The sequence below is a fragment of the Edaphobacter sp. genome (assembly GCF_028283685.1).
Taxonomy (GTDB): domain Bacteria; phylum Acidobacteriota; class Terriglobia; order Terriglobales; family Acidobacteriaceae; genus Edaphobacter.
Genome location: NZ_JAPWKF010000006.1, coordinates 180,660 through 202,285 on the forward strand (window position 1 = coordinate 180,660; position 21,626 = coordinate 202,285).

Consider the following 21,626-nt stretch of genomic DNA (forward strand, 5'->3'; position numbering starts at 1 on the left):
CGCCGTTGGAGTTGCGGCCATCTGCTGTGTCCCAATAGCTTTCTGGCCAATGGCTTTCTTTTGTTGTCTGCAGCCCAACGGCGTTCTTCTGCGTCTATGGGGGAGGCAGGAGAAAGCAGGCAGGGCCCCCCTGATAGCATGGGGATATAAAGGGCTCGCCTTCCTGCGCGAGGAAAGGTATTGAAGTCCCAGGTTTTGGATGAACAATAAGACACGGACTGCCATCATTATCGGCGCCGGTCCGGCGGGGCTCACTGCGGCGCTGGAGCTCCTGCGAAGAACCGATATCAAGCCCATCATTCTGGAAGCGAGCGACGAGATCGGCGGCATCTCGCGCACCATTCGCTACAAGGGCTACCGCATGGACATCGGCGGCCACCGCTTCTTCTCCAAGAGCGATCGCGTCATGCAGTGGTGGATCGACCTGATGCCGCCTGCGTCCGACAACGATGCCGTCATCAGCTATCAGGGGCAGCAGCGCGTGGTCGAAGTTCCCGTCGATCAGCCGCAGCATCCTCCGCTGCGCGGCATGGGGCCGCTGGCCCGCGAAATCGAGATCGACACCGACACCGAGGAGACCGACGCGCTCGGCGACGAAGACATCAAGGAGCACGGGCACACCGAGACCGTCGTCACGCATGATCCGGAGAACCCGGACCTCATCATGCTCATTCGTCCGCGCAAGAGCCGCATCTACTATCTGCGCAGGTTCTTCGACTACCCCATCACGCTGACCGCAACCACGCTCAACAATCTTGGCGTTACCCGCACGGTGAAGGTGGGCGCAAGCTACCTGAAGTCGCGCGTCACGCAGATCACGCCGGAGAAGAGTCTCGAAGACTTCCTCATCAATCGCTTCGGCCGCGAGCTCTACCTCACCTTCTTCAAAAGCTATACCGAGAAGGTGTGGGGCACGCCGTGCGAGAAGATCTCCGCCGAGTGGGGAGCGCAGCGCATCAAGGGCCTCAGCCTCACCACCGCCGTGAAGCACTTCGTGAAGAAGACCTTCGCTGGCGGCGGCAAAGCCAAAGGCGATATCGCGCAGAAGGGCACCGACACCAGCCTCATCGAGCGTTTCATGTATCCCAAGTTCGGCCCCGGCCAGCTGTGGGAGCACGTCGCGGAGAAGGTGATCGCGATGGGCGGAGAGATCCACATGCAGCGCACGGTGGACAGCATTCACTGCGAGGGATCGCGCGTTGTCTCCATCGAATCCGTGAATGCGCAGGGCGAGCGTGAGACCTACTCCGGTGACTTCTTCTTCTCGACCATGCCGATGCGCGACCTGGTGCGCGCCATGGATGCGCCTGTGCCCTCGAACGTGCGCGAGGTCTCTGAGGGCCTGGAGTACCGCGACTTCATCACCGTCGGCCTGCTCGTCGACAAGCTGAAAGTGAAGGAGCCGGATGGCGGCCTGCTGAAGGACACCTGGATCTACGTGCAGGAGCCCGATGTGCTCCTGGGCCGCCTGCAGATCTTCAACAACTGGAGCCCATACCTGGTCGCCGATCCGACGAAGGTGTGGATCGGCCTCGAGTACTTCTGTTACGAGACCGACGATCTGTGGAAGATGCAGGACGACGCCCTGAAAAAGTTCGCCATCGCCGAGCTTGCCAGGATCGGCATCATCGATGCGAAGGATGTCAGCGATGCGCACGTGGTGCGTGTGCCCAAGACCTACCCGGCCTACTTCGGCACCTACTCGCGCTTCGACGAGCTGAAGGCCTACACCGACAGCTTCGAGAATCTCTTCCTCGTCGGCCGCAACGGCATGCACAAGTACAACAACCAGGACCACAGCATGCTCACCGCGATGAACGTCGTGGACGGCCTCGCGGCTGGCCGCGTCGACAAGGCCGCGCTGTGGGAGATCAACACCGAGCAGGAGTACCACGAAGAGAAGAAGTAACGGCGGCGTCGGCCGGTCAGATTCTCCGCCCTGCGTGTTCCGGCCGGAGGCTGAGATGGTACAACCATCTGTAGGACGGTTGGCTTTGATCGCCTGCGCGCCCGTCGAACACATCGTTGAGGTGCGGGTGCAGTGAGGAAGCTGATTATTCTGCTGACGATCGCGCTGATCGTGGTCTTCATGGCCATGCGGCAGCGGATTTTTGTGCGCGATCCTCTGGCGACGCTCTATCGCGGCGACCAAAAGGTGAGCGGCGTGCACGTCTACATCAACTTCAGCAACGATGTGCTGCTCGAAGAGAACGCCAGCCAGCGCATGACGATCGTGCAGAACTGGAACAAGGTCCCCGGCACCCCGAAGGCGCTGACCTGCTTCTCCGGCATGGTCTGCTGGACGACGAACGATCATGCGGAGATGGTGGCGCTGGGCGGCGCGAGCTACCAGCCCAAGACCGAGATGAGCGACCGCGAGGTGAGCTACGACGATGGCGACGGCTCCAGCGTTCGCATCACCTTGAGGTAGAGAGTTGAGCTGCGCCGGTGGTGGCGGCGCGGCGGCTCACATCACCCTTAGGTAGAGAGTTAAGCTGCTCCGGTGGCGGCGGCGTAGTGACCCACATTACCCTGAGGTGAGAGGAGGAGGGCAGCAATGAGCGACGGACGCGAAGAACGCGAGGAGCAGGAACAGCGCCGCAGATGGCGCGAGCAGGAAGACCACAACGACCGGGTCGATCGCCCGTACCGCGAACGCGAATGGGAAGACCGGGGCAGCGAGCCCTCGTAGCCGATCAGGTCAATTTTGAAGTGTAAGAAGATAAAGGCGTTGCCGCGGCAGCGCCTCTTCTGCGTCTAGGCGGCGATGGTGCCCTGGTGAAAGAGCATCTTCCACGCGTTGTCGCGCTTCACCCAGATTGAGGAATGGTGCGAGGTCGAGTTGGCCGTGACGATGTGGTATGTGGCCAGTGCGGAGTCCTCCCCGAGAGAGGTCACGTAGAAGTGGCTCATCGTCGCTGCGCGCGGGTTCGTGCTCAGCAAGGCATGCGCGAGCTGCGTAAGGTTGAAGATGCGTCCAGATGTACAGAATTCCTTGAACTCCGGGGCCAGCAACGAGGTCAGATCGTTCCGATCTGTCTCGCGGTCCGGATGCAGCAACCGTTCTTCGAGAGAGTGAATATGTTCCTGGAGTTGTGCCTGAGTCATGGTGATCATTTGACGTGAATTATCGGTGGATAAGTTTCACGGGGTCAGTAAAAGCGGCTGCCCCTGGTTTGGGACAGCCGCTTCGGTTATTCGCGGACTGGTTGATATCGCGAGGGTTAGAAGGTGAACTTTCCAGCCAGCTGGAAGATACGAGCCGGCTGCGCGGTGGTGGCGTATCCGAAGGTGCTGGAGCTCAGCGACGTCGTAAACCCATTCAGATTCGGGTGGTTGAAGACGTTGAAGGCCTCCAGGCGGATATTGAGGTTCAGGCGCTCGTGGATCGGGAAGGTCCTGACCAGCGAAGCGTCCACGTTGTAATAGCTGGGTTGACGGAAGGCATTGTGGCCGACGTTGCCGTAGGTTCCGGTCGCGTTGGCCGCAAAGGCACCCACCGTCTTGGCCGACAGGTACTGACGGTTGCCGGCTGCCTGCGAGGTGACCTTCTGCTTCGAGTAAACCGCCTGCGCGTTGACCAGGTTCGGACGATCCAGGTTGACGCCCGTCAGCGAGTTGTCCGCGCCGGTCGTCACATTCAGCACAGCTCCCGACAGGATGCGGACCAGAGGAGCGATCTGCCATCCGTTGACCAGCGCGCCGGTGATGCCGTGCAGGCCGGAGAAGTGCGATGCCGCGATGATGCTGGAGTTGAAGATGTGACGGACATCGAAGCCGCAGGGGCCGCGATCCAGGTTGGGGTTGTTGGAGTTCTCATACGTGGGAGATGCAATATCGCCAGGAGCATCGCCGAGGCTGATGCACTTGGACCAGGTGTAGTTTGCCAGGAAGCTGAAGTTGTTCGACATACGGTGCTGCACCGCCGTGATCAGGCCGTGATACGTCGAGTAGCCGCCGTCGTCGATGATCGTGGTGCCGTTGGAGTAGTACGGTCCCTGCGCGGCGTTGGCCAGCGTCAGGCGGGTACGGGCCAACGTGTTGGTCGTGCTCGAGCACGCCTTGCCGACTCCGGGCGAGGTGACCAGAGCTCCGCAGGAGCCCGGGCCGGTCCAGGTGCCCGGGATGTAGACCGCCTGGTTGATCGCCTTGCCCAGCCAGAGGTGGATGTTGTGGTTGCCGAGGTAGTTCATCGAGAAGTTCCAGCCATGGCCCAGGTCCTGCTGCACGCTGGCGGTCCACTGCTCGACGATCGGTACCTGAACATTTGGGGGAACCAGAATGAACAGGGCCGCAGTCGGGAAGGTGGCGCTGGCGTTCGGCGGGAAGACGCCCGGGAAGGGGTTTCCGCCGGGGTAGTTGCCCCACGGGCTCGCCAGGCTGATCTGGCCGGTCAGGTCGATCTCGTTGACGACGGGCGGGTTCGAGGTCATACGCTGCATCGTGTACAGCGCGGGCGAGTCGTACATCATGGCTGCGCCGGCGCGGAAGACGGTCTTACCCGAGCCAAACGGATCCCAGGTCAGGCCTGCGCGGGGCGAGAGGTTAGCCAGACGATGGCTGGTGAACGCCTTCGAGACACCCGGATCGCCGTAGTAGAACGAACCGGCCGGTGCATTGGGGTAGACGCCGCTGTGCTGGTTGGCGTTGAAGGCCGCCTCGTTGAAGACGCTGCCGCGGGTCAGCGTGTCGGCCGCGGGCAGGTAGGGCTCCCAGCGAAGGCCGATGTTGAGGGTCAGCTTCTGCGTCGCGTGCCAGGTGTCCTGCGCATACAGGCCGAAGATATTCTGCCGGTAGTTCGTGATCTGCGGACGGCTCTGGCCGAAGGAGTTCTGCTGACCCGTGATGAAGTCGACCAGGGGCTCGCCGACGTTGTTGTTCTGCTGGCCGCTCAGCGTGCCGCTGAAGTTGAAGTTACCGTTCTGCAGGTAGCCCGCGTTGGTGTTCTGTCCGGCACGGATGTACTCGCCGCCGAAGGCGATCTGGTGCTTGCCGCGCAACAGGTCGATGTCGTCGGAGTAGTCCTGCGTGTAGGTGTTGAAGTGGCCGGGCGAGCAGGTTCCGCAGCCGACGCTGAAGTAGTTGGTGACTGCCAGGCGGAAGTCATTCGGCACGTAGGTATACATGTTGATGCCGAAGGCGTTGGCGTTGGCCCCTCCGGCCGTCGGTCCGCGATTGTTGCGGCGACGGGCGAAGCTGCCATGGAAGGTGTTGACCACGTTGGGCGAGATGATGAAGGTGTGGCCCAGCGTGTAGTTCATCACGCGCTCATCGTTACCGGCGGTCGTGGTCAGCAGCAGGTTGGTGGGGCTGTAGAACGACGGTGCGAAGTAGTTGGTGACGTAGGCGCGGAAGAAGACGTTCTGCCGCTGGCTGAGCGTGTAGTCCACACGGCCGACGTACTGGTCCTCGCGGTTGATAGCGGGCAGCGAGACCTGGATCAGGCCGCTGGTGGGGTTAGCCTGCGAGAGCGGCAGCGCCTGGGCTATGGCGAGTGCCTGCGGGCTGATGCTGCTCGAGGGAAGCTTGCGGGTCGCGGTGATATCGGTGCCGGAGACCGGGTCGATCAGCTTGCCGGTCACGTTCACCCGTGCGCAGCTTCCCGACGTGGGCTGCTGGCTGAAGTCGCCTGCCAGTTCCAGTGCGGTGGGAACGCAGGTGTTGGTTGCGTTGGTGGCCGAGGACTCACGTGTGCCCTGGTAGCCGCCGAAGAAGAACAGCTTGTCGGTGATGACTTTGCCGCCCAGCGTTCCGCCGAACTGGTTGCGGTGCAGCGTGTCCTTGGTCGTCGAGAAGAAGTTCGTCGAGTTGATGATGTTGTTGCGCAGGAACTCGAAGGCCGAGCCATGCCACTGGTTGGTGCCGGAGTTGGTGACGCCGTTGACCAGCGAACCGGGGTGAAGGCCGTTACGTGCCTGCAGCGAGTTCGATTCCACCGAGAACTCGCGCAGAGCGTCGGGGAAGGGATACGGCAGGTTCACATTGGTGAAGACGTCGACGTTGGTGCCGCCGTCCAGCACGTAGTTGTTGTAGTTGCCCTGGCCGCCGGCCACCGCGATGACCACGGAGCTGGCATAGTTCTTGGAGCCAACCATGTCGTTTCCGGGAGCCGTGACCGCGCCGCCCGACAGCAGCACCAGCTGCGTCGCCTGGCGCCCGTTCAGCGGAAGCTCCTGGATGTTCTTCTGGTCGATGACCTGCTTAAAGGTGCTGGACTCGGTCTCGATCGCGACGCCGGTCGACTGTACTTCGACGTGCTCACTCGCATCGCCGACCTTTAGCTGTGGATCGATGGAACGGCTGTTGCCGACCTCAAGCATGCCGGTCTGGGTATAGCTGGCGAAGCCGGAGGCGGTGACCATCAGCGAGAAGGGGCCGACCGGAATGTTCGGCAGGGAGTACAGACCGTTTCCGCTCGTAGTCGCCTCTCTCGAGGAGTGGGTATCGGTCTGGGTGAAGATCACCTTCGCATTGGGAACGGCGGCGCCGGTTGAATCGGTGACGGTGCCTTGGATGCTTGCGGTACCGGCAGCCTGGGCATGCAACGCCGACGGAAGCATCAGGGAGAGGATCAGGGGTAGGGCAAGCAGCAGCCCTTGAGTGGACAGTCCACTTAGTAGTTTCTTTGACATCGGTTCGGCCTCAAAAGGTGATTGCCATGGAGCAAGCACGTTCATTTTCGCGTCGTTAAAAACATGCGATTTTATAGCGGGAGGACTATAGGGAGGGCGTCGAACGGCTGTCAACGAAAATTGATCGGAAACGTTGGACAAATCGGCACACTTTGGTGCAATAGGTCTGACCAGAAGGGGCTAAAAGTCCATTTTGTTCGGAATTGAGACGAATCATCTTCATTAGGGAATAATCAGGCCCGTTTTAGGAACGAGCTAACGTCGCGCCAGAGCCACGCGGGGGATGCCCTGCAGGTCATCGACGAAGCGGAGGTCCTGCCACCCGCCCAGCAGCCCGGCCAAAGCATCCCGCTGTCCATACCCCATCTCCAGCGCCAGCAGGCCACCCGGCCGCAGAGCCTTCTCCGCCTGCGGGATCAGGCGGCGATAGATGGTCAGTCCATCCTCGCCCGCGTAAAGGGCCGTCGGCGGCTCGTGGTCGCGGACCTGGGGTGCCAGCGAGGCGGCGTCAGCCAGCGGCACATACGGTGGATTCGAGACGATGGCGTCGAAGCAGGCCTCGCGCTCACACGGTGCCAGCACCCCCAGCAGGTCGGAGTGCAGAAAGCGGATGCGTTCGGCGACCTGATGGCGCCGGGCGTTGGCCTCGGCTACGGCCAGCGCGGTCGGCGAGAGGTCAAAAGCGGTCAGCTGCGCCTGCGGCAGGTGGACGGCGAGCGCGATGGCGATGGCGCCCGACCCGGCGCCGATGTCCGCGATGGCCAGCGGCCGGTCGTGCGGCAGCAGGCCGAGCACCGACTCCACCAGGTGCTCGGTCTCGGGCCGCGGAATCAGTACAGCCGGAGATACGGTGAGATCCAGCCCGTAAAACTCCTGCGTGCCGATGATGTACTGGACCGGCTCATGGCGCAGGCGGCGCTGGATGGCGCTGTCAAAGGCGGCGGCCTGCGTCGGTGCCAGCTCGCGCTCCGGGTAGGCGATCAGTCCCGTGCGAGTCAGCGAGGCCGAGTGCATCAGCAGAAGCTCGGCATCGCGCCGTGCCGTGGAGCGCATCGGCTCCTCGGCGGCGAGCCGGCTGGTGGCGAATTCGAGTGCCTGCTGGATGGTCATATCGTAGACAGAATTACGAGAAAGGGAGAGTAGAACAGGGTGCAGGCAGCCTGCAAGCCCAGGGACGGGGCTACTCGCGAATCATGATCTGGTTGCCGTCAGGGTCGGAGATCGTCAGTGTGTCCTTGCTCTTGATGACCTTGATCTCGTGCTTATGCAGCATGCGGGCGGCCTTGCCCAGGCTGCTGGAGCGCAGGGTAAAGCGCGCCTTCGGGCCCAGCGACTCAGCCGTGGTCAGCTCGATCTCCTGGCCGGAGTTCCCCGGCATGTGCAGGAACATCGGATCGCCCGCGATCGACTTGAAGCTGAGCTGGTTCAGGTAGAAATCCCGCCCCGCCGCCGGATCGCGCAGCGCAATGGCAACCGTATAGATCGAGTCGGCTACGCGGTCCTCTCCAAGGTGCTTGCCCTGGTCGTTGGTATGCAGCGAGCCCGGCTCATACTGCGTGTACTCCATGTTCTGCGGCTCGCCGTTGGCGTCGATCGGCCCATGCATCGTGAACAGCAGGTTGCCCGCGCCCGCCTTGCGCACCTTGTTCGGCGTCAGGCCGTGGGCGACGTAGTCCTCGTAGATGGCCTCAAGATCGTCGCCCTCAAAACAGACATGCAGAAAGCCGATATGCGACGTCTTCGGATTGGTGGGGTCAGCCGGATACAGCTCGATGAACTGGTGATCGTTGATCTTGATGAAGCTCTCGCTGACCTTGCCGTCCTTGCCCTTCAGGCTGAAGGCCTCTTCGTAGCCCAGGTTGTTGTAGAAGGCGACCGAGGCATCCAGCGAACGGACGCGAATGGCGATATGCGCGACACCGGCCAGCGGCGGCGTCTTGTCCTGCGCGTGGAGGCATGGTGCGGCAAGGGCGATCAGAGCAAGCGCGGCGGTCCGGCGGAGGAGAGATACAGTCAGGCCTGAAAACATATCGTCGTGTCCCTTGAAGCGGAGTCTCTCAAGCGATTCTCTCAAAGATCGGGAGGATGGTGGGAAAAGAAGAAGGGCACGGTCGAGGACCGTGCCCTTCTTCGGCGGATGCACCTGCAGCTTACTTCGATAGCTTCAGCATGACGGCGCCGTGCTTCGGGATGGTGAAGACGTCAGTATCCTTGATCACGCCAAGGTCCTTATGCGCCCACAGATCGCGCGCATGCGCCGTGCCCGAGGGGAAGCCTGCTTCTTTCAGATGAAGCTTCATGCCGCGCATCACGCTGCGGTCCTGCGAGACATTCAGGATCGCGTAAGCCACCGAGCCGTCGGCCAGCGGACGCGCCCAGATCTCCGTCTCCTCGCCTGCCCACACACGGTCGCCCTCGTGGCCAAGCTTGTCCTGGTTCACGGCGACGACCTCCTTGTTGGTGAGGATCGAGCTGACGTCATCGTTCATCTGCGTGAGGTTGTTGCCTGCGATCAGCGGCGCCGCCAGCATCGACCACATGGTCATGTGCGTAATGTTCTCGTCGTGGCTGAGCTTGCCGTTACCGACCTCCAGCATGTCGGGGTCGTTCCAGTGGCCCGGTCCAGCGAACTTCGCCAGGCCTGCCTGCGCAAGGGCAATATGCATCATGCTCTCGTAGTTGGCCTGGATGTCGCCGGTGGTGCGCCACAGGTTTCCGCCCACCTCGGGCGCCCACTGCCACGACTGGTCGAAGCCGTACTGGCACAGCGAAAAGACAATCGGCCGCCCCGTCTTCACCAGAGCGTTATGCATTTTGACGTAGGCGTCACGCATCATCTTGTTTTGCGCCGCGGGATCGTTGGGGTGAGCCTCTCTCATGTTCTTCCCGAAGCTGCACAGGTCGTACTTCAGATAGTCGAAGCCCCAATCGGCGTATGTCTTCGCATCCTGCTCCTCGTGTCCGAACGAGCCTTCATAGCGCGCGCAGGTCTGCGGCCCGGGCGAGGAGTAGATGCCGATCTTCAGCCCCTTCGAATGCACATAGGCGGTCAGCGCCTTCATGTCGGGAAACTTCTCGTTGGAGGTGATATTGCCGCTGGCGTCGCGCTTGCCCTCCCACGTGTCGTCGATGTTCACGTAGACGTAGCCGGCGTCGCGCATACCGCTCGAGACGATCAGGTCAGCCGCCTTGCGGATATCGGCGTCGGTCACCTTTCCGGCAAACCAGTTCCAGCTGTTCCAGCCCATCGGCGGGGTGGCGGCGAGCTTCTGCGCGGCGGCAGGAAGGGTGGCAAGGAGAAGAGCGGCAGTAAAGACAAGACAGCGACGCATGTTGAGCGATGGACCTCCGTGGTTTTCAGCGACGGAACCATCAGACTGTCTCCGGCACATCTTGTCAATCGCCGCCGCATGAGACGATGAGAAGATGAGCGAGGCTATGAGGAGATGAGCGAGGCCATCACGACGGCAACCCTGCTCGGGTACGGCGCCGCAGGACTCATCGCTGTACTCGCCATCGCCCTCATCCTGGCCGGAACCGTCGTTCGCCCGGAGAGGCGCAACCGCTTCCTCTTCTGGTGCGTCGCCGTCTACGTTTCAATCTGGACGCTCTTCGTGCTCTACAACACCGTGCTCCTCACACGCGTCTTCGTGCGCATGATGCACTGACCATCATCGCGGAGCATCGTCGCCGACGTCTGCGATGATGCGCGAGGTCACCGTGAGCCGGTGATAGTTGCTGTAGCTGGCCGTGAACATCCACGTGGCCGCGGTGTCGTTGGCCTCGGCCTTCGACGTGATCGTCTTCGGCATCCAGAAGGTTCTGCTCTCGAAGTTCACCGGGGCATAGTCGACCGACCACGTCCACAGAGACCGCGTATGGCTGCTCTCGTCCCAGTGGTGCGGCACGCTCATCTCGATGCGCAGCAGCTGATCGCTCTGTGCGTCGAACCATGCTCGCCCCGACCGGCTCTCCGGCCCCGGGCAGTCATTCTCCGCGTCTGCCTTGATGGCATAGTCGATCACGACGGCAGACGTCCCGCCCAGCATCGCCGTCGGCTCCATCGTGTAGTCGAAGCAGCGTGACATCTCCAGCGAGACGACGCCGACCCCGGCGCTGAACGCTCCGGAGAAGATCGCGGGGCCTCCGAGATCGCCACCCTGCACCGGCTTCTTATTCACCAGCCGGATCTCGCGGCTCTCGCTAAATGTGGTGCTCTCGCCAGGTGCATGAACGCGGACCAGGCGAAAGGTGGAATCCGTCGTCCGCTTCATATCGCGAGCGCCCTTCTGCTTCAGCGTGGAGACGACGTGCTCCTCGGCGAAGAGGTTCGGGACGTTGGCCTCGTAGTCCCACAGGCTGCTCTGCTGGTGCACGAGGATCGCGTGCAGCGCCGCCGCCTGCGCCGCTGGGTCCGGCTGCTGGCAGAGGACAGGCTGCAGGCCTGCGACCAAGACGATGCTGGCAACAAGCAGCCGCATGCGAAGCTCCTTACGGAAGGACTCACGGGGATTCTCCCCCGAAGCCCTCATTCAGAGCAAGTCCGCTCGCGGCGAGGGCTAGCGAGCCGTGTCCTTGGCAGGCGTTTCGTTGAGGCTGGTGATAATGTGCGATCGCACGCTGACCTTGTGATAGTTCGTGTACTCGGCCGTAAAGCTCCAGTGCGCCGCGCCGTCCTTCGTCTCCGCCTGCGACTCGATCGTCTTCGGAATCCAGAAGACCTGGCCGTCGAAGGTGACCGGCGTGAAATCCGCCGACCACACCCACGCAATATGGTTGCCGGTGTTGTCCAGGTGGTTGGGAATCGTCATCTCCATGCGCATCAGGTGGAACCCCGCAGGGTCGATCCACGCCCGGCCCGACTGCGCCTCCGGTCCGGGACAGCCGTCATCCTCCAGCATCTCCTGCTTCAGCCGGTAGCGGACCACCAGCGCAGGCCGCTGGTCCAGCTCCGCATCCGGCTCCAGCGTGTAGTTGAAGCACCGCGCCATCTCCTGCGATACCACGCCCGAGGCGATGGAGAAGCCTCCGCTGAAGATCGCCGGGCCGTTCAGGCTTCTGCCCTCAATGGGATTGTGGTTCACCATCCGCACCACACGGCTCTCGATAAAGCGGGGGCCGTCGCCGATCACATGCGATCGCACCAGCCGAAAGGTGGAGTCGCTCGTCGCCGTCACATCCGGCGTGCCTCGCTGCGTTCGGCTGGAGACAATGTGCTCATCGGCGAAGAAGTCCGGCACCGCTGCCCGGTACTCCCACAGGTTCTCCTGCAGGTGGCGCAGCAGCTCCTTCAGCCTGGGCTGCGCGTCCACAGATGGCTCCGGCGAACTGGCCCGCACGCAGGGTGCTGCCAGAAGAAACGCCGCAAAAAGTATTCCCGGAAGAAGTGTGTAATGACGATTCATGACTGCACCTGCTGCGAATGAGGTGTCATCTTACGCACAGCAATTCGCAGCCCGCAACAACGATCTTTATGGCGGCGTCAGGCCGTCGTTCAGATCGGGAATGATGCGCGAGTGAACGCCCGTCTTGTGATAGTTGCGGTAGGTCGCCGTGAAGTTCCACTCCATCTTGCCGTCCTCGGACGCCGATTCCGATTCGATCCGCTGCGGAAGATAGAAGCTTCTGCCGTCGAAGCTGACCGGCTCGTAGTCGATGCTCCAGCGCCACGGTCCCACAACGCCAGGGACCATGTTGTAGTGGGGCACCTTCATCTCGAAGTGCAGCACGTCGAAGTTGTTAAGATTCACCACAGCCTCACCCCGCACGTCCCCCCAGGGCAGGCACCGGACCTTCCGTTCCGCACCGGGCTTCATCCGGTACGTAATCGTGATCGCCGGTTCGTGATGCACGTCGCGATGGTGGCTGATGTGGAAGTTGTAGCAGGCCTCCTGCTCCAGCGTGATCGTCCTCAGTCCGTTGCTGAAGGCGCCAATGATGACCGATGGTCCCTGGAACGCCGTGCCCGGAGGCATATCCACGCCATCTCTGCGCTTCACCGTCCGTGTCTCAAACAGATCCGGCGGATAGGTGTCGCGGTCGCCGCGGCGCAGGCGAAAGAGCGACTCGGTGACCGTCTGCACGTCCGCCACCCGCTTGCCATGCATCTCCGAGACGATCCTCTCATCCGCAAAGAAGTCAGGAATATTGCGGGCATACTCCCAACGGCGAATCTGCAGCCGCAGCAGTACCCCGTTCAGGGGCAGGCCCTCTGCGTCCGCATCCGTCGGCTGCGCCGCAGCCACGCCACAGGCCAGCGTCAGGACGATCAGCACGATACGGCAGAGATGAGAGCGCAACGAAAAAGGCCTCCGTTGTCCTTCGAAAAAGAGGAACCTCTCGAAGATACAACGGAGACCGGATCTCCAGGCCGTAGCCGGCGTTACGCCGCGGTCGTCTCGGCCTTCATCTTCTCGGCGATATCGTGAGCGATCAGCGCGTCGATCGTCGGCTGCAGCATGCCCTCCATCACCATGTTCAGCTGGTGGTTGGTCAGGCCGATGCGGTGATCGGTCAGGCGGTTCTGCGGGAAGTTGTAGGTGCGGATCTTCTCCGAGCGGTCGCCCGAGCCGACCTGCTGCTTGCGGTCCTTGGCCTGCAGCTGGTGGATGCGCTCCGCCTCGACCTCGTAGAGACGCGCGCGCAGCACGCGCATCGCCTTCTCGCGGTTCTTGATCTGCGACTTTTCGTCCTGGCAGCTGACCACCGTATTGGTGGGGATGTGCGTGATGCGGATCGCCGAATACGTCGTGTTCACCGACTGTCCGCCGGGGCCCGACGAGCAGAACGTATCGACGCGCAGGTCCTTGGTCTCGATCTTGATGTCGACCTCCTCGGCCTCGGGCAGCACCGCAACCGTAATGGCCGACGTGTGCACGCGGCCCTGCGTCTCCGTCGCCGGAACGCGCTGCACGCGGTGAACGCCCGACTCGTACTTCATCTGCGAGTAGACCTTGTCGCCTTCGAAGATCGCCGTCACTTCCTTCATGCCGCCGCCGATGCCCGTCTCCGAGGTGGAGAGCACCTGCACCTTCCACTTGTGCTGTTCGGCGAAGCGCAGGTACGTGCGGAACATCTCCGAGACGAAGATCGCGGCCTCGTCGCCGCCCGTTCCGGCCCGCAGTTCGATGACGATGTTCTTGTCGTCGTTGGGGTCCTTGGGCAGCAGCATCACCTTCAGCTCTTCCTCAATCTCGACGACGCGCGGTTCCAGCGTCAGCAGCTCGGCCTGGGCCATCTCCTTGATCTCGGCGTCGTCCTCGGCCAGCATGGTCTTCGCATCGCCCACGCCCTGCTTCACATTCTTGTACTCGCGGAACTTCTCGATGACCGGCTCAAGGTCGCGGTGCGCCTTGGCCGTGGCGGAGAACTTCTTCTGGTCGGTGACAAGCGCCGGATCGGCCAGCTGCTGGCCAAGCTCCTCATAACGCGCTTCCATCTGGTCGAGACGATCGAACATGGTGACTCCTGAATCTTGTAAGGGACTTGAAAATAAGGGGTAAAGAGACGAATGCGGCCGTTGGGCGCAGCTAGGCGAAGTCGTGGCGGTTGGAGGCCACGCCGGGGAACAACACCGGAATCTCGACTGTAAATCGCATCTCTCTTTAGATGTTACTCCCGTCTTCCGCGATGCGGCTAAGGAATTAGCGCGGCGCCCCTATACTGGGCCTATGTCTGATCCCCGCCGACAGAGGGTTTCGTCGCAGTCGCCATGGATGGCGGCAGTCGTCTCTCTCCTGTTGTTGGTGGTTCTGCTATCCGCCGTCAGCCACAGCCCTGCGGCCGTCTGCTGCCTGGTCCTCGTCCCGGTATTCCTGTTCGCGCTCCTTGAGCTGCCCTCCTGCGAAACCGCCGAAGAGCCGGAGCGCGCCACCGGCTTCGACGATGCCTCGCCGTCGCTCTTTCAGCGTCCGCCTCCTTCACTTGCCTGAAAACGCCTGACCCCGTCCGCGCTCCTGCCAGCGCGGGTACGTCGCCTCGTGTCTTTCAAGTCAAGTGGAGAACTCCGTGTCCCTGGATCAGATTCTGGTAATGGGCCTGTACGGCCTCGTGTTCGTGTTCGCAATCGTATTCATCACCCAGCGCATCCGTTGGCGCATCTCCGGCCGCGGCTTCAGGCCACGCGGAGCCATGCTGGGCAACGCGCTGCATCAGCTTCAGACCATCGCTGAACCGCGGATGCAATACGTCATCGAAGAAAAGCTGGACGAAGACTCGGAGGATGAAGAGTCAGGAGGCCCCGACGATCCCATTCGGCACCTGCACCGGCAGGCACGCAAGATAAAGCGCGGTGAGACCGTAGACCGTCTCACCGCGCTTCGTATCCCTCGTGAATGATTCCTCTAAACCTGCGTCGCAGGAGGCAGCCACGCGCTCGGCGTCGAGTGCGAGATCTCCAGCTCCTCATCCGTCATATCCACCGCGACGTCCGCAAACAACGGCGTGCTCAGGTAGCGCTCGCCCGTGTCCGGCAGCATGCACAGGATGTTCGTTCCCTTCGGCGCCTTCGCGGCCACCTTCAGCGCACCGGCAAAGGTCGCGCCCGAGGTGATGCCGACGAAGATGCCTTCCTTGCGCGCCAGCTCCTTGCTCATCTGCATCGCCTCGGCGTTGGGAATGCCCAGCACCTGGTCGATGGTGTTGTCCTTCACGCCGTCCTCCGCCAGCTTGGCGATAAAGTCCGGGCTCCAGCCCTGCTGGGGATGCGGCTTCCAAGCCGGGTGGCCGCTGGTGGGATCGCCGTTGACGTCGCGCGGCTGCGGTTCGCCGCTTGCGACCATCGGCGCATCCGCAGGCTCGCACACCACAATCTTCGTCTTCGGCGACTCCTTCGCCAGCACACGCGCCACACCCTTCAGCGTGCCGCCCGTGCCGAAGCCCGTCACCCAGTAGTCCAGCGAGCCATCCGGAAAGTCGTTCAGAATCTCCACCGCCGTCGTCTTCGAGTGGAAGTCGGCGTTCGCCTCGTTGGTGAACTGCCGCGTGTAGTACCAGCCATGCTTCTCCGCCAGCTCGGCCGCCTTCGCCGCCATGCCGGTGCCGCGGCTGGCCGCAGGGGTGATGACCACCTTCGCGCCCAGGAAGCGCATCAGCTTGCGGCGCTCCACCGAAAAAGTCTCGGCCATGCAGACGACTAATGGATATCCCTTGGCCGCGCAGACCATCGCCAGTCCGATGCCGGTGTTGCCGCTCGTGGCTTCCACCACCGTCTGCCCCGGCTTAAGCTTGCCCGTGCGCTCGGCCTCTTCGATCACGCCCAGCGCCAGGCGGTCCTTCACCGAACTCATCGGGTTGAAGGCCTCGATCTTTACATAAAGATTCACGCCCTCGGGCGCGAGACGGTTGATGCGAACCACGGGCGTATTGCCGACGGTCTCAAGGATGCTGCCATGCTTGTGTTCCACTGTGTTGCTCCTCTGGCAAGATGTTGGCCCGTTAGCGCAAAAGCCTCTGGGTGATTCTAGATTGCGGAGCCGGGTTTCTGCATCCATAGTGACAAAGGGGGGCGACAGGGAAGAGACGATGGCGTTGTTTCACAAGATCGCCGAACTGGCCGAACAGCTTGCCGCTGAACCGGGCAAGCTGAAGAAGCGCACCGCCATCGCCGCGGCGATCCGCCGCGTTCACGATCATGCTGACAACGCCGCATTTGTAGACGCCGGACGCTTCGCCCTCTACCTCGCGGGCACGCCCTTCGCCGAAGCCGATCCGCGCAAACTCAACGCCGGTGGAGCCCTCCTCTCGAAGGCTCTGCTCGCTGTCAGCGGAGCCACGCAGGTGGCACTCACTGCGGCCTATCGGCGACACGGCGACATCGGCGCAGCGGCGTACGATCTGCTGGCGGCAAAGAATCATCCCGGCAGCCAGCTCACACTCAGCGAAATGGCCGAGGCCTTCGCCGCAATGGCTACCGCGAAGACGACAGCCATCCGCTCCGCCTTGCTCGAAGGTCTGCTTGAGCGCACCTCGCCGCTCGAAGCCAAGTACCTGCTCAAGCTCGTCGCAGGCGACATGCGCATCGGCGTCAAGCAGAGCCTCGTCGAAGAGGCCATCGCCGAAGCCGCCTCCGTCCCCGTCGCCGCCGTGCGCAACGCCGTCATGCTCGAAGCCGATCTCGCCTTCGCCGCCGAACGCGCCTTCGCGGGAACGCTCGACGCGGCGCGCATGCGTCTCTTTCACCCGCTGGGCTTCATGCTCGCCTCGCCCGTCGACTCTCCCGAGGAAGCCGCCGAACGCTTCGCCGAAAAGCCTGCAGGCAAAAAGAAGAAGCCCGCATCAGCACCCGAAGGCGAAGCACCCGCAGCCCAGCCAGCAGCCGCCAGAAATATCTCCGCCTACCTCGAAGACAAGTACGACGGCATGCGCGCGCAGGTGCACTGCGGCGATCCCACGCAGCCCAGCCGCGTCGCCATCTACTCGCGCAACCGCGAAGACGTGACCGAGAGTTACCCCGAGCTCGAAGAGGCCTTCGCCAAAGTTGGCGATGCAGTCACCGGCCCGCTCATCTTCGACGGCGAGATTCTTGGCTGGGACTTCGCCACCGGCCGCGCCCTGCCCTTCGCCGTCCTCGGCCAGCGCATCGGCCGCAAGCGCGTCTCCAACGAGTGGCGTCGTCAGGTGCCCGTCGTCTTTATGGCCTTCGATCTCATGTTCGCCAACGGCACGCTGCTGCTCGATCTGCCGCTCAGCGAACGCCGCAACCGCCTTGAGGCCGTCATCGAAAAACTCGTCGAACAGGTTCGCTCGCCCATTGCCATCGACGAACACGCAAAGCAGCCGCAGAGCTTCATGTTCACCGAGCCCGAAGAGGAATCCGTCGAGCGCCTGCTGCTCTCGCCGTCACGTCTCGTCGAGTCCGCTGAAGACATCGACCGCGCCTACGCCGAGGCCCGCGCCCGCGCCAACGAAGGCGTCATGCTCAAGGCCGCAGGCTCGCAGTATCTTCCCGGCCGCCGCGGCCTCGCATGGATGAAGCTCAAGCGCGAGCTGGCCACGCTCGACGTCGTCGTCACCGGCGCCGAGTTCGGCCACGGCCGCCGCGCCGGCATCCTCAGCGACTACACCTTCGCCGTCCGCGACGCCGCAGGCGAATTGAAGAACGTCGGCAAAGCCTACTCCGGCCTCACCGACAGCGAGATCGCCTCCATGAGCGAGTGGATGATGCAGCACACCCTCGAAGACCAGGGCTACTTCCGCACCGTCGAGCCGCTCACCATCCTCGAGGTCGCCTTCAACAACATCATGCGCAGCGATCGCCACGCCAGCGGCTTCGCGCTTCGCTTTCCACGCATCGTGCGCATCCGCGACGACAAGCCGCTCGACGAGATCGACACCATCGCCCGCGTGGAAGAGATCTACCAGTCCCAGGTCGATAAGCCGACCGATAAGCCGATAAATCAACACACAAACCCGTCGAGGCCGAAGCATAAAATGCAAAGGCCAGCTTTACACCCTTCGGAGTCAGCCTCATGATCGCTCGCAAACTCGCGCTCTTCCTCTTCGTACTTGCACTCGCCCCCCTCTCTCTCGCGCAGGCCTCATCCGCCGACAGCACAGCCATCAGGACACTCTTCGACCAGCAGGCCGCCGACTGGAATCGTGGTGACCTCACCGCCTTCGCCACCTGCTACAAGAACTCGCCCGACATCCTCTTCGTCGGCGCGAAGAAGATCAGTCGCGGCTACGCGCAGATGCTCGAGCGTTATCGCACGCAATATCCCACGCGCGCGGCGATGGGCACGCTGACCTACTCCGATCTAGAAACCCAGCCGCTCGACGCGCACTTTGCGACCGTCACCGGCAAGTTCCACCTTGCGCGCACAGCAGCGGGAGGCGGCGATGCCAGCGGCTCCTACATGCTCGTGCTCGAAAAGACGCCGCAGGGATGGAAGATTGTGCGCGACGTCACGATGGCCGCTCCAAAGGACTGATCGCAAAAGAAATTCATCGAATCTTCCCTGGTCGATCACCGCCCAGCAGCCTCCCGCGGTTGAAACAATTGCACCTTAGAGCGCATCCTTAAGAGCATGGAATACAGACTGCTTGGCAAATCGGGATTGAAGGTGCCGGAACTCTGCTTCGGCGCAGGCACATTGGGTGCGAACAACGAGTTCTTCAAGGCGTGGTCGGATACCACGCAGGCCGAGGCCGACCGCATCATCGGCATCTGTATGGACGCGGGCCTCAACTTCTTCGATACCGCCGACGTCTACTCCAACGGCTCAAGCGAAGAGGCTCTGGGCAAGTCGCTCAAGGCGCACAAGCGTGATGACGTGCTCATCTCCACCAAGACCACCTTCCGCTTTGGCGAGGGCCCCAACAACACCGGCTCCAGCCGCTACCACATGATCCAGCAGCTCAACGGCAGCCTCAAGCGCCTCGGCACCGACTACGTCGATGTCTACCACATGCACGGCTTCGACGCGCTCACCCCCATCGACGAGGTGATGTACACCCTCGACCACTTCGTGCGCGAGGGCAAGGTCCGCTACATCGCCTGCTCCAACTTCTCCGGCTGGCACCTCATGAAGTCGCTCTCCACCAGCGAGCGCTACGGCTGGGCCAAGTACGTCGGCCACCAGGTCTACTACTCGCTCGTCGGTCGCGACTACGAGTGGGAGCTGATGCCGCTCGCCGCCGATCAGGGCGTTGGCGCGCTCGTCTGGTCGCCCCTCGGCTGGGGACGCCTCACCGGCAAGATCCGTCGCGGTCAGCCGCTGCCCGAGAACAGCCGCCTGCAGTCGAAGGTCGCGCACGACGCCGGCCCGCAGCCCGATCTCGAGCATGTCTACAAGGTCGTCGATGCGCTCGACGAGGTTGCTAAGGAGACCGGCAAGACCATCCCGCAGATCGCGCTCAACTGGCTGCTGCGTCGGCCCACCATCTCCTCCCTCATCATCGGCGCCCGCAACGAGGAGCAGCTCAAAGCCAACCTCGGAGCCGTCGGCTGGAAGCTCACCGACGAGCAGGTCAAGAAGCTCGACGACGCCAGCAAGACGCCCGTCGCCTATCCCTACTGGCACCAGGCGCAGTTCGAAGAGCGCAACCCCTTCCCCGTCAGCATCTAGCTCCTGCAATACGACACACAAACATAGCGGCCCGCGAAGCCATCTTCGCGGGCCGTTCTTCATTTTGCGAATCTCTACGAACTCTCTACAGCTTCCTTACGGTTTTCTTATGCCTTGCTGCCTAGCATCAGTCATGCCGTTCCTCTAAGCCGCTCGGACCACGATGTCCACGGCTGTGCACGGCAGGAGAGTTATGAGAAGGAATGTCTGGAGATCTGGCTCTGCACTGCTCGCTGGTGCGGGACTTTTTGCTGCGTTGCTGTGTGGCCGCGCTCTCGCCGAGGAGAACAACGATGGAACGATCTACAAGCTGCCCGGTGTCGACGACACGCAAACGTCATCACCATCCCAAAGCACGTCATCCTCGTTAGAGAGCGGCAACTTCTTCCATCGCCTCGGCGCATTCTACAAAGCGGACTGGACCGGCAAGCTGCCCTCGTCCTCATCGCCACGCCGCATGCTCGATGTCCCACTCGACTCGCCACCCTTTCCCAGCTCCGACTGGGGCTACGGTGGCTCGTCACCCATCGGCGTCCCCGACGGCAACGTCTATCCCTTGATGACAGCGCTCGGCAAACAGAACAGCCGCACCAAGGTCTACGGATGGATCGCCGCCAGCGTCAACGCCAGCACCTCGTCGAAGAATAACTTCCCCGTCTCCTACGACATCTTCCCCAACACCGTGCAGCTCAATCAGGCCGTCATCTACGCCGAGCGCCTGCCCAACACCGTGCAGAACGCGCACTTCGACTGGGGCTTCCACCTCACCGCCTTCTACGGCATCGACTATCGCTTCACCACCGCGAAGGACTATCTCAGCCAGCAGCTGCTGCAGAAGAACCACCGCTACGGCTTCGATCCCGTACTCGAATATCTCGATCTTTACTTCCCGGTGAAGCAGGGCCTCAACATCCGCATCGGCCGCTTCCTCTCCGTGCCCGGCATCGAAGCGCAGCTCGCGCCCAACAACTACAACATGACGCACTCGCTGCTCTACACCATCGACCCCTTCACCGACACCGGCGCCATCGCCAGCCTCAAGCTGACGAAGCAGTGGATGGTGCAGCTCGGCGTCTCCGCCGGCCACGACGTCGCCATCTGGTCCGACGATCGCAAGGCCTCGGCCATCGCCTGCCTCAACTACTCCACCGCCAGCAACCACGACAACTTCTACGCCTGCGCCAACGGCATCAACGACGGCAAGTACGCCTACAACAATCTGCAGGACTACGACGCCACCTGGTATCACCGCTTCAATGCGAAGTGGCACATGGCCACCGAGGGCTGGATCATGTACGAGCGCGCCGTGCCCAACATCGCGGGCAACGTTGCCAACCCTGTGCCGACCGAGCTTGGCGCCAACGGTGCCTACTGCGCCGCAGGACAGCAGACCTGCATCGCGCCCGAGTACGCCCTCGTCAACTACATCAACCGCGAAGTCAATCCGCACCTCTTCATCGGCTTCCGCTCCGACCTGCTCAACGACAAGAAAGGACAGCGCACCGGCATCGCAGGCAAGTACACCGAGAACACGCTCTACGCGACGAAGTACATCGGCTCCACCATCATGCTGCGCCCCGAGCTTCGCTTCGATCACTCGTGGGACGCGCGCGGTTACGACAACGGCAAGGCGCGCAACCAGTTCTTCTTCGGCGCGGACCTCATCTACAAATTTTGAGCATGCTCCGCAGAAAATTCTGAAGCTGCACGCCAAATGCAGCTCTGTTCCAAGAGCGCCTGTCTTCGGTCAGGCGCTTATTGATTCCCGCATCGATTGATCAAATGCACCCCAATAAATAACTTTCGGGCGATCTTGTTCTTTCCGCGAAACGTATTGAAAAATATCGCACTTTTCCTTTGTCTCGGCCTGTTCGATCGAACATTCCGAATGCTAAACTTTCCGCCGTTCTGAGATGGCCCTGAACTC

At 62.2% G+C, this 21,626-nt stretch carries 20 protein-coding genes; 10 read left to right on the top strand and 10 right to left on the bottom strand.

Annotation, left to right across the window (positions count from 1 at the left end; genetic code table 11):
* Positions 1–199 precede the first annotated feature (199 nt).
* The 3 genes from PW789_RS09330 (at position 200) to PW789_RS09340 (ending at position 2,692) form a co-directional block, all read left to right on the top strand.
* Positions 200–1,909, top strand: coding sequence for an NAD(P)/FAD-dependent oxidoreductase (locus PW789_RS09330; protein WP_299374826.1), 1,710 nt, complete (start codon positions 200–202; stop codon positions 1,907–1,909).
* A gap of 132 nt (positions 1,910–2,041) precedes the next feature.
* Positions 2,042–2,431, top strand: coding sequence for a hypothetical protein (locus PW789_RS09335; RefSeq protein ID WP_299374829.1), 390 nt, complete (start codon positions 2,042–2,044; stop codon positions 2,429–2,431).
* A gap of 126 nt (positions 2,432–2,557) precedes the next feature.
* Positions 2,558–2,692 carry a hypothetical protein gene (locus PW789_RS09340; protein ID WP_299374832.1) on the top strand — a complete coding sequence of 45 codons (135 nt, stop codon included), beginning with the start codon at positions 2,558–2,560 and terminating at the stop codon, positions 2,690–2,692.
* A gap of 65 nt (positions 2,693–2,757) precedes the next feature.
* On the opposite strand, the gene PW789_RS09345 is transcribed toward PW789_RS09340, so the two are convergent.
* The 5 genes from PW789_RS09345 to PW789_RS09365 form a co-directional block, all read right to left on the bottom strand.
* Positions 2,758–3,117 (bottom strand): DUF4440 domain-containing protein, encoded by a 360-nt coding sequence (locus tag PW789_RS09345; protein ID WP_299374835.1) that lies wholly within the window; start codon positions 3,115–3,117, stop codon positions 2,758–2,760.
* Between the two features lie 107 nt (positions 3,118–3,224).
* Positions 3,225–6,632: a TonB-dependent receptor gene (locus PW789_RS09350; RefSeq protein ID WP_299374838.1), complete on the bottom strand. Its 3,408-nt coding sequence runs from the start codon at positions 6,630–6,632 to the stop codon at positions 3,225–3,227.
* A 255-nt stretch (positions 6,633–6,887) separates the two neighbouring features.
* Positions 6,888–7,742, bottom strand: a complete 855-nt coding sequence (gene prmC, locus PW789_RS09355) for a peptide chain release factor N(5)-glutamine methyltransferase (protein WP_299374841.1) — start codon at positions 7,740–7,742, stop codon at positions 6,888–6,890.
* A 70-nt stretch (positions 7,743–7,812) separates the two neighbouring features.
* Positions 7,813–8,661 (bottom strand): VOC family protein, encoded by an 849-nt coding sequence (locus PW789_RS09360; protein WP_299374844.1) that lies wholly within the window; start codon positions 8,659–8,661, stop codon positions 7,813–7,815.
* Positions 8,662–8,782: 121 nt separating this feature from the next.
* On the bottom strand, positions 8,783–9,964 hold the full coding sequence (locus tag PW789_RS09365; RefSeq protein ID WP_299374847.1) for a glycoside hydrolase family 27 protein: 1,182 nt from the start codon (positions 9,962–9,964) through the stop codon (positions 8,783–8,785).
* A 114-nt stretch (positions 9,965–10,078) separates the two neighbouring features.
* Here PW789_RS09365 and PW789_RS09370 point away from each other — a divergent pair, with 114 nt between their 5' ends.
* Positions 10,079–10,300, top strand: a complete 222-nt coding sequence (locus PW789_RS09370; RefSeq protein WP_299374850.1) for a hypothetical protein — start codon at positions 10,079–10,081, stop codon at positions 10,298–10,300.
* 3 nt (positions 10,301–10,303) lie between these two features.
* Here PW789_RS09370 and PW789_RS09375 read toward each other — a convergent pair whose 3' ends face one another.
* From PW789_RS09375 to prfA, 4 genes are all read right to left on the bottom strand, one after another.
* Positions 10,304–11,113, bottom strand: coding sequence for a hypothetical protein (locus PW789_RS09375; protein WP_299374853.1), 810 nt, complete (start codon positions 11,111–11,113; stop codon positions 10,304–10,306).
* Positions 11,114–11,191: 78 nt separating this feature from the next.
* A complete protein-coding gene (locus tag PW789_RS09380) occupies positions 11,192–12,037 on the bottom strand; it encodes a hypothetical protein (RefSeq protein WP_299374856.1) in 846 nt (281 codons plus the stop codon).
* Between the two features lie 66 nt (positions 12,038–12,103).
* Positions 12,104–12,931 (bottom strand): hypothetical protein, encoded by an 828-nt coding sequence (locus PW789_RS09385; protein ID WP_299374859.1) that lies wholly within the window; start codon positions 12,929–12,931, stop codon positions 12,104–12,106.
* Positions 12,932–13,014: 83 nt separating this feature from the next.
* Entirely contained in the window at positions 13,015–14,091 is a 1,077-nt protein-coding gene (gene prfA / locus PW789_RS09390; RefSeq protein ID WP_299374862.1) for a peptide chain release factor 1, read from the bottom strand.
* A 256-nt stretch (positions 14,092–14,347) separates the two neighbouring features.
* Between prfA and PW789_RS09395 the strand changes: the two genes are divergently transcribed.
* Both PW789_RS09395 and PW789_RS09400 read left to right on the top strand, forming a co-directional pair.
* Entirely contained in the window at positions 14,348–14,563 is a 216-nt protein-coding gene (locus PW789_RS09395) for a hypothetical protein (RefSeq protein WP_299374865.1), read from the top strand.
* A gap of 76 nt (positions 14,564–14,639) precedes the next feature.
* The gene (locus tag PW789_RS09400; protein ID WP_299374868.1) at positions 14,640–14,969 is read left to right on the top strand and encodes a hypothetical protein; all 330 of its coding nucleotides are present in this window, start codon (positions 14,640–14,642) and stop codon (positions 14,967–14,969) included.
* Positions 14,970–14,974: 5 nt separating this feature from the next.
* Here the strand turns inward: PW789_RS09400 and PW789_RS09405 are convergent, their stop codons facing one another.
* Positions 14,975–16,036, bottom strand: coding sequence for a PLP-dependent cysteine synthase family protein (locus tag PW789_RS09405; RefSeq protein WP_299374871.1), 1,062 nt, complete (start codon positions 16,034–16,036; stop codon positions 14,975–14,977).
* Positions 16,037–16,154: 118 nt separating this feature from the next.
* Here PW789_RS09405 and PW789_RS09410 point away from each other — a divergent pair, with 118 nt between their 5' ends.
* From PW789_RS09410 to PW789_RS09425, 4 genes are all read left to right on the top strand, one after another.
* Positions 16,155–18,104, top strand: coding sequence for an ATP-dependent DNA ligase (locus PW789_RS09410; protein WP_299374874.1), 1,950 nt, complete (start codon positions 16,155–16,157; stop codon positions 18,102–18,104).
* The gene (locus tag PW789_RS09415; RefSeq protein ID WP_299374876.1) at positions 18,101–18,562 is read left to right on the top strand and encodes a nuclear transport factor 2 family protein; all 462 of its coding nucleotides are present in this window, start codon (positions 18,101–18,103) and stop codon (positions 18,560–18,562) included. The genes PW789_RS09410 and PW789_RS09415 overlap by 4 nt, the downstream gene beginning before the upstream one ends.
* Before the next feature lie 96 nt (positions 18,563–18,658).
* Entirely contained in the window at positions 18,659–19,699 is a 1,041-nt protein-coding gene (locus PW789_RS09420) for an aldo/keto reductase (protein WP_299374878.1), read from the top strand.
* 193 nt (positions 19,700–19,892) lie between these two features.
* Positions 19,893–21,377, top strand: coding sequence for an outer membrane beta-barrel protein (locus tag PW789_RS09425; protein WP_299374881.1), 1,485 nt, complete (start codon positions 19,893–19,895; stop codon positions 21,375–21,377).
* Positions 21,378–21,626: the final 249 nt, after the last annotated feature.

Coding starts and splice junctions, on each gene's coding strand:
- PW789_RS09425 (WP_299374881.1), top strand. CDS start 19,893: ATGAGAAGGAATGTCTGGAGATCTGGCTCTGCACTGCTCGCTGGTGCG.
- PW789_RS09375 (WP_299374853.1), bottom strand. CDS start 11,113: ATGCGGCTGCTTGTTGCCAGCATCGTCTTGGTCGCAGGCCTGCAGCCT.
- PW789_RS09345 (WP_299374835.1), bottom strand. CDS start 3,117: ATGATCACCATGACTCAGGCACAACTCCAGGAACATATTCACTCTCTC.
- PW789_RS09340 (WP_299374832.1), top strand. CDS start 2,558: ATGAGCGACGGACGCGAAGAACGCGAGGAGCAGGAACAGCGCCGCAGA.
- PW789_RS09360 (WP_299374844.1), bottom strand. CDS start 8,661: ATGTTTTCAGGCCTGACTGTATCTCTCCTCCGCCGGACCGCCGCGCTT.
- PW789_RS09330 (WP_299374826.1), top strand. CDS start 200: ATGAACAATAAGACACGGACTGCCATCATTATCGGCGCCGGTCCGGCG.
- PW789_RS09420 (WP_299374878.1), top strand. CDS start 18,659: ATGGAATACAGACTGCTTGGCAAATCGGGATTGAAGGTGCCGGAACTC.
- PW789_RS09370 (WP_299374850.1), top strand. CDS start 10,079: ATGAGCGAGGCCATCACGACGGCAACCCTGCTCGGGTACGGCGCCGCA.
- PW789_RS09380 (WP_299374856.1), bottom strand. CDS start 12,037: ATGAATCGTCATTACACACTTCTTCCGGGAATACTTTTTGCGGCGTTT.
- PW789_RS09350 (WP_299374838.1), bottom strand. CDS start 6,632: ATGTCAAAGAAACTACTAAGTGGACTGTCCACTCAAGGGCTGCTGCTT.
- PW789_RS09365 (WP_299374847.1), bottom strand. CDS start 9,964: ATGCGTCGCTGTCTTGTCTTTACTGCCGCTCTTCTCCTTGCCACCCTT.
- prfA (WP_299374862.1), bottom strand. CDS start 14,091: ATGTTCGATCGTCTCGACCAGATGGAAGCGCGTTATGAGGAGCTTGGC.
- PW789_RS09410 (WP_299374874.1), top strand. CDS start 16,155: ATGGCGTTGTTTCACAAGATCGCCGAACTGGCCGAACAGCTTGCCGCT.
- PW789_RS09395 (WP_299374865.1), top strand. CDS start 14,348: ATGGCGGCAGTCGTCTCTCTCCTGTTGTTGGTGGTTCTGCTATCCGCC.
- PW789_RS09415 (WP_299374876.1), top strand. CDS start 18,101: ATGATCGCTCGCAAACTCGCGCTCTTCCTCTTCGTACTTGCACTCGCC.
- prmC (WP_299374841.1), bottom strand. CDS start 7,742: ATGACCATCCAGCAGGCACTCGAATTCGCCACCAGCCGGCTCGCCGCC.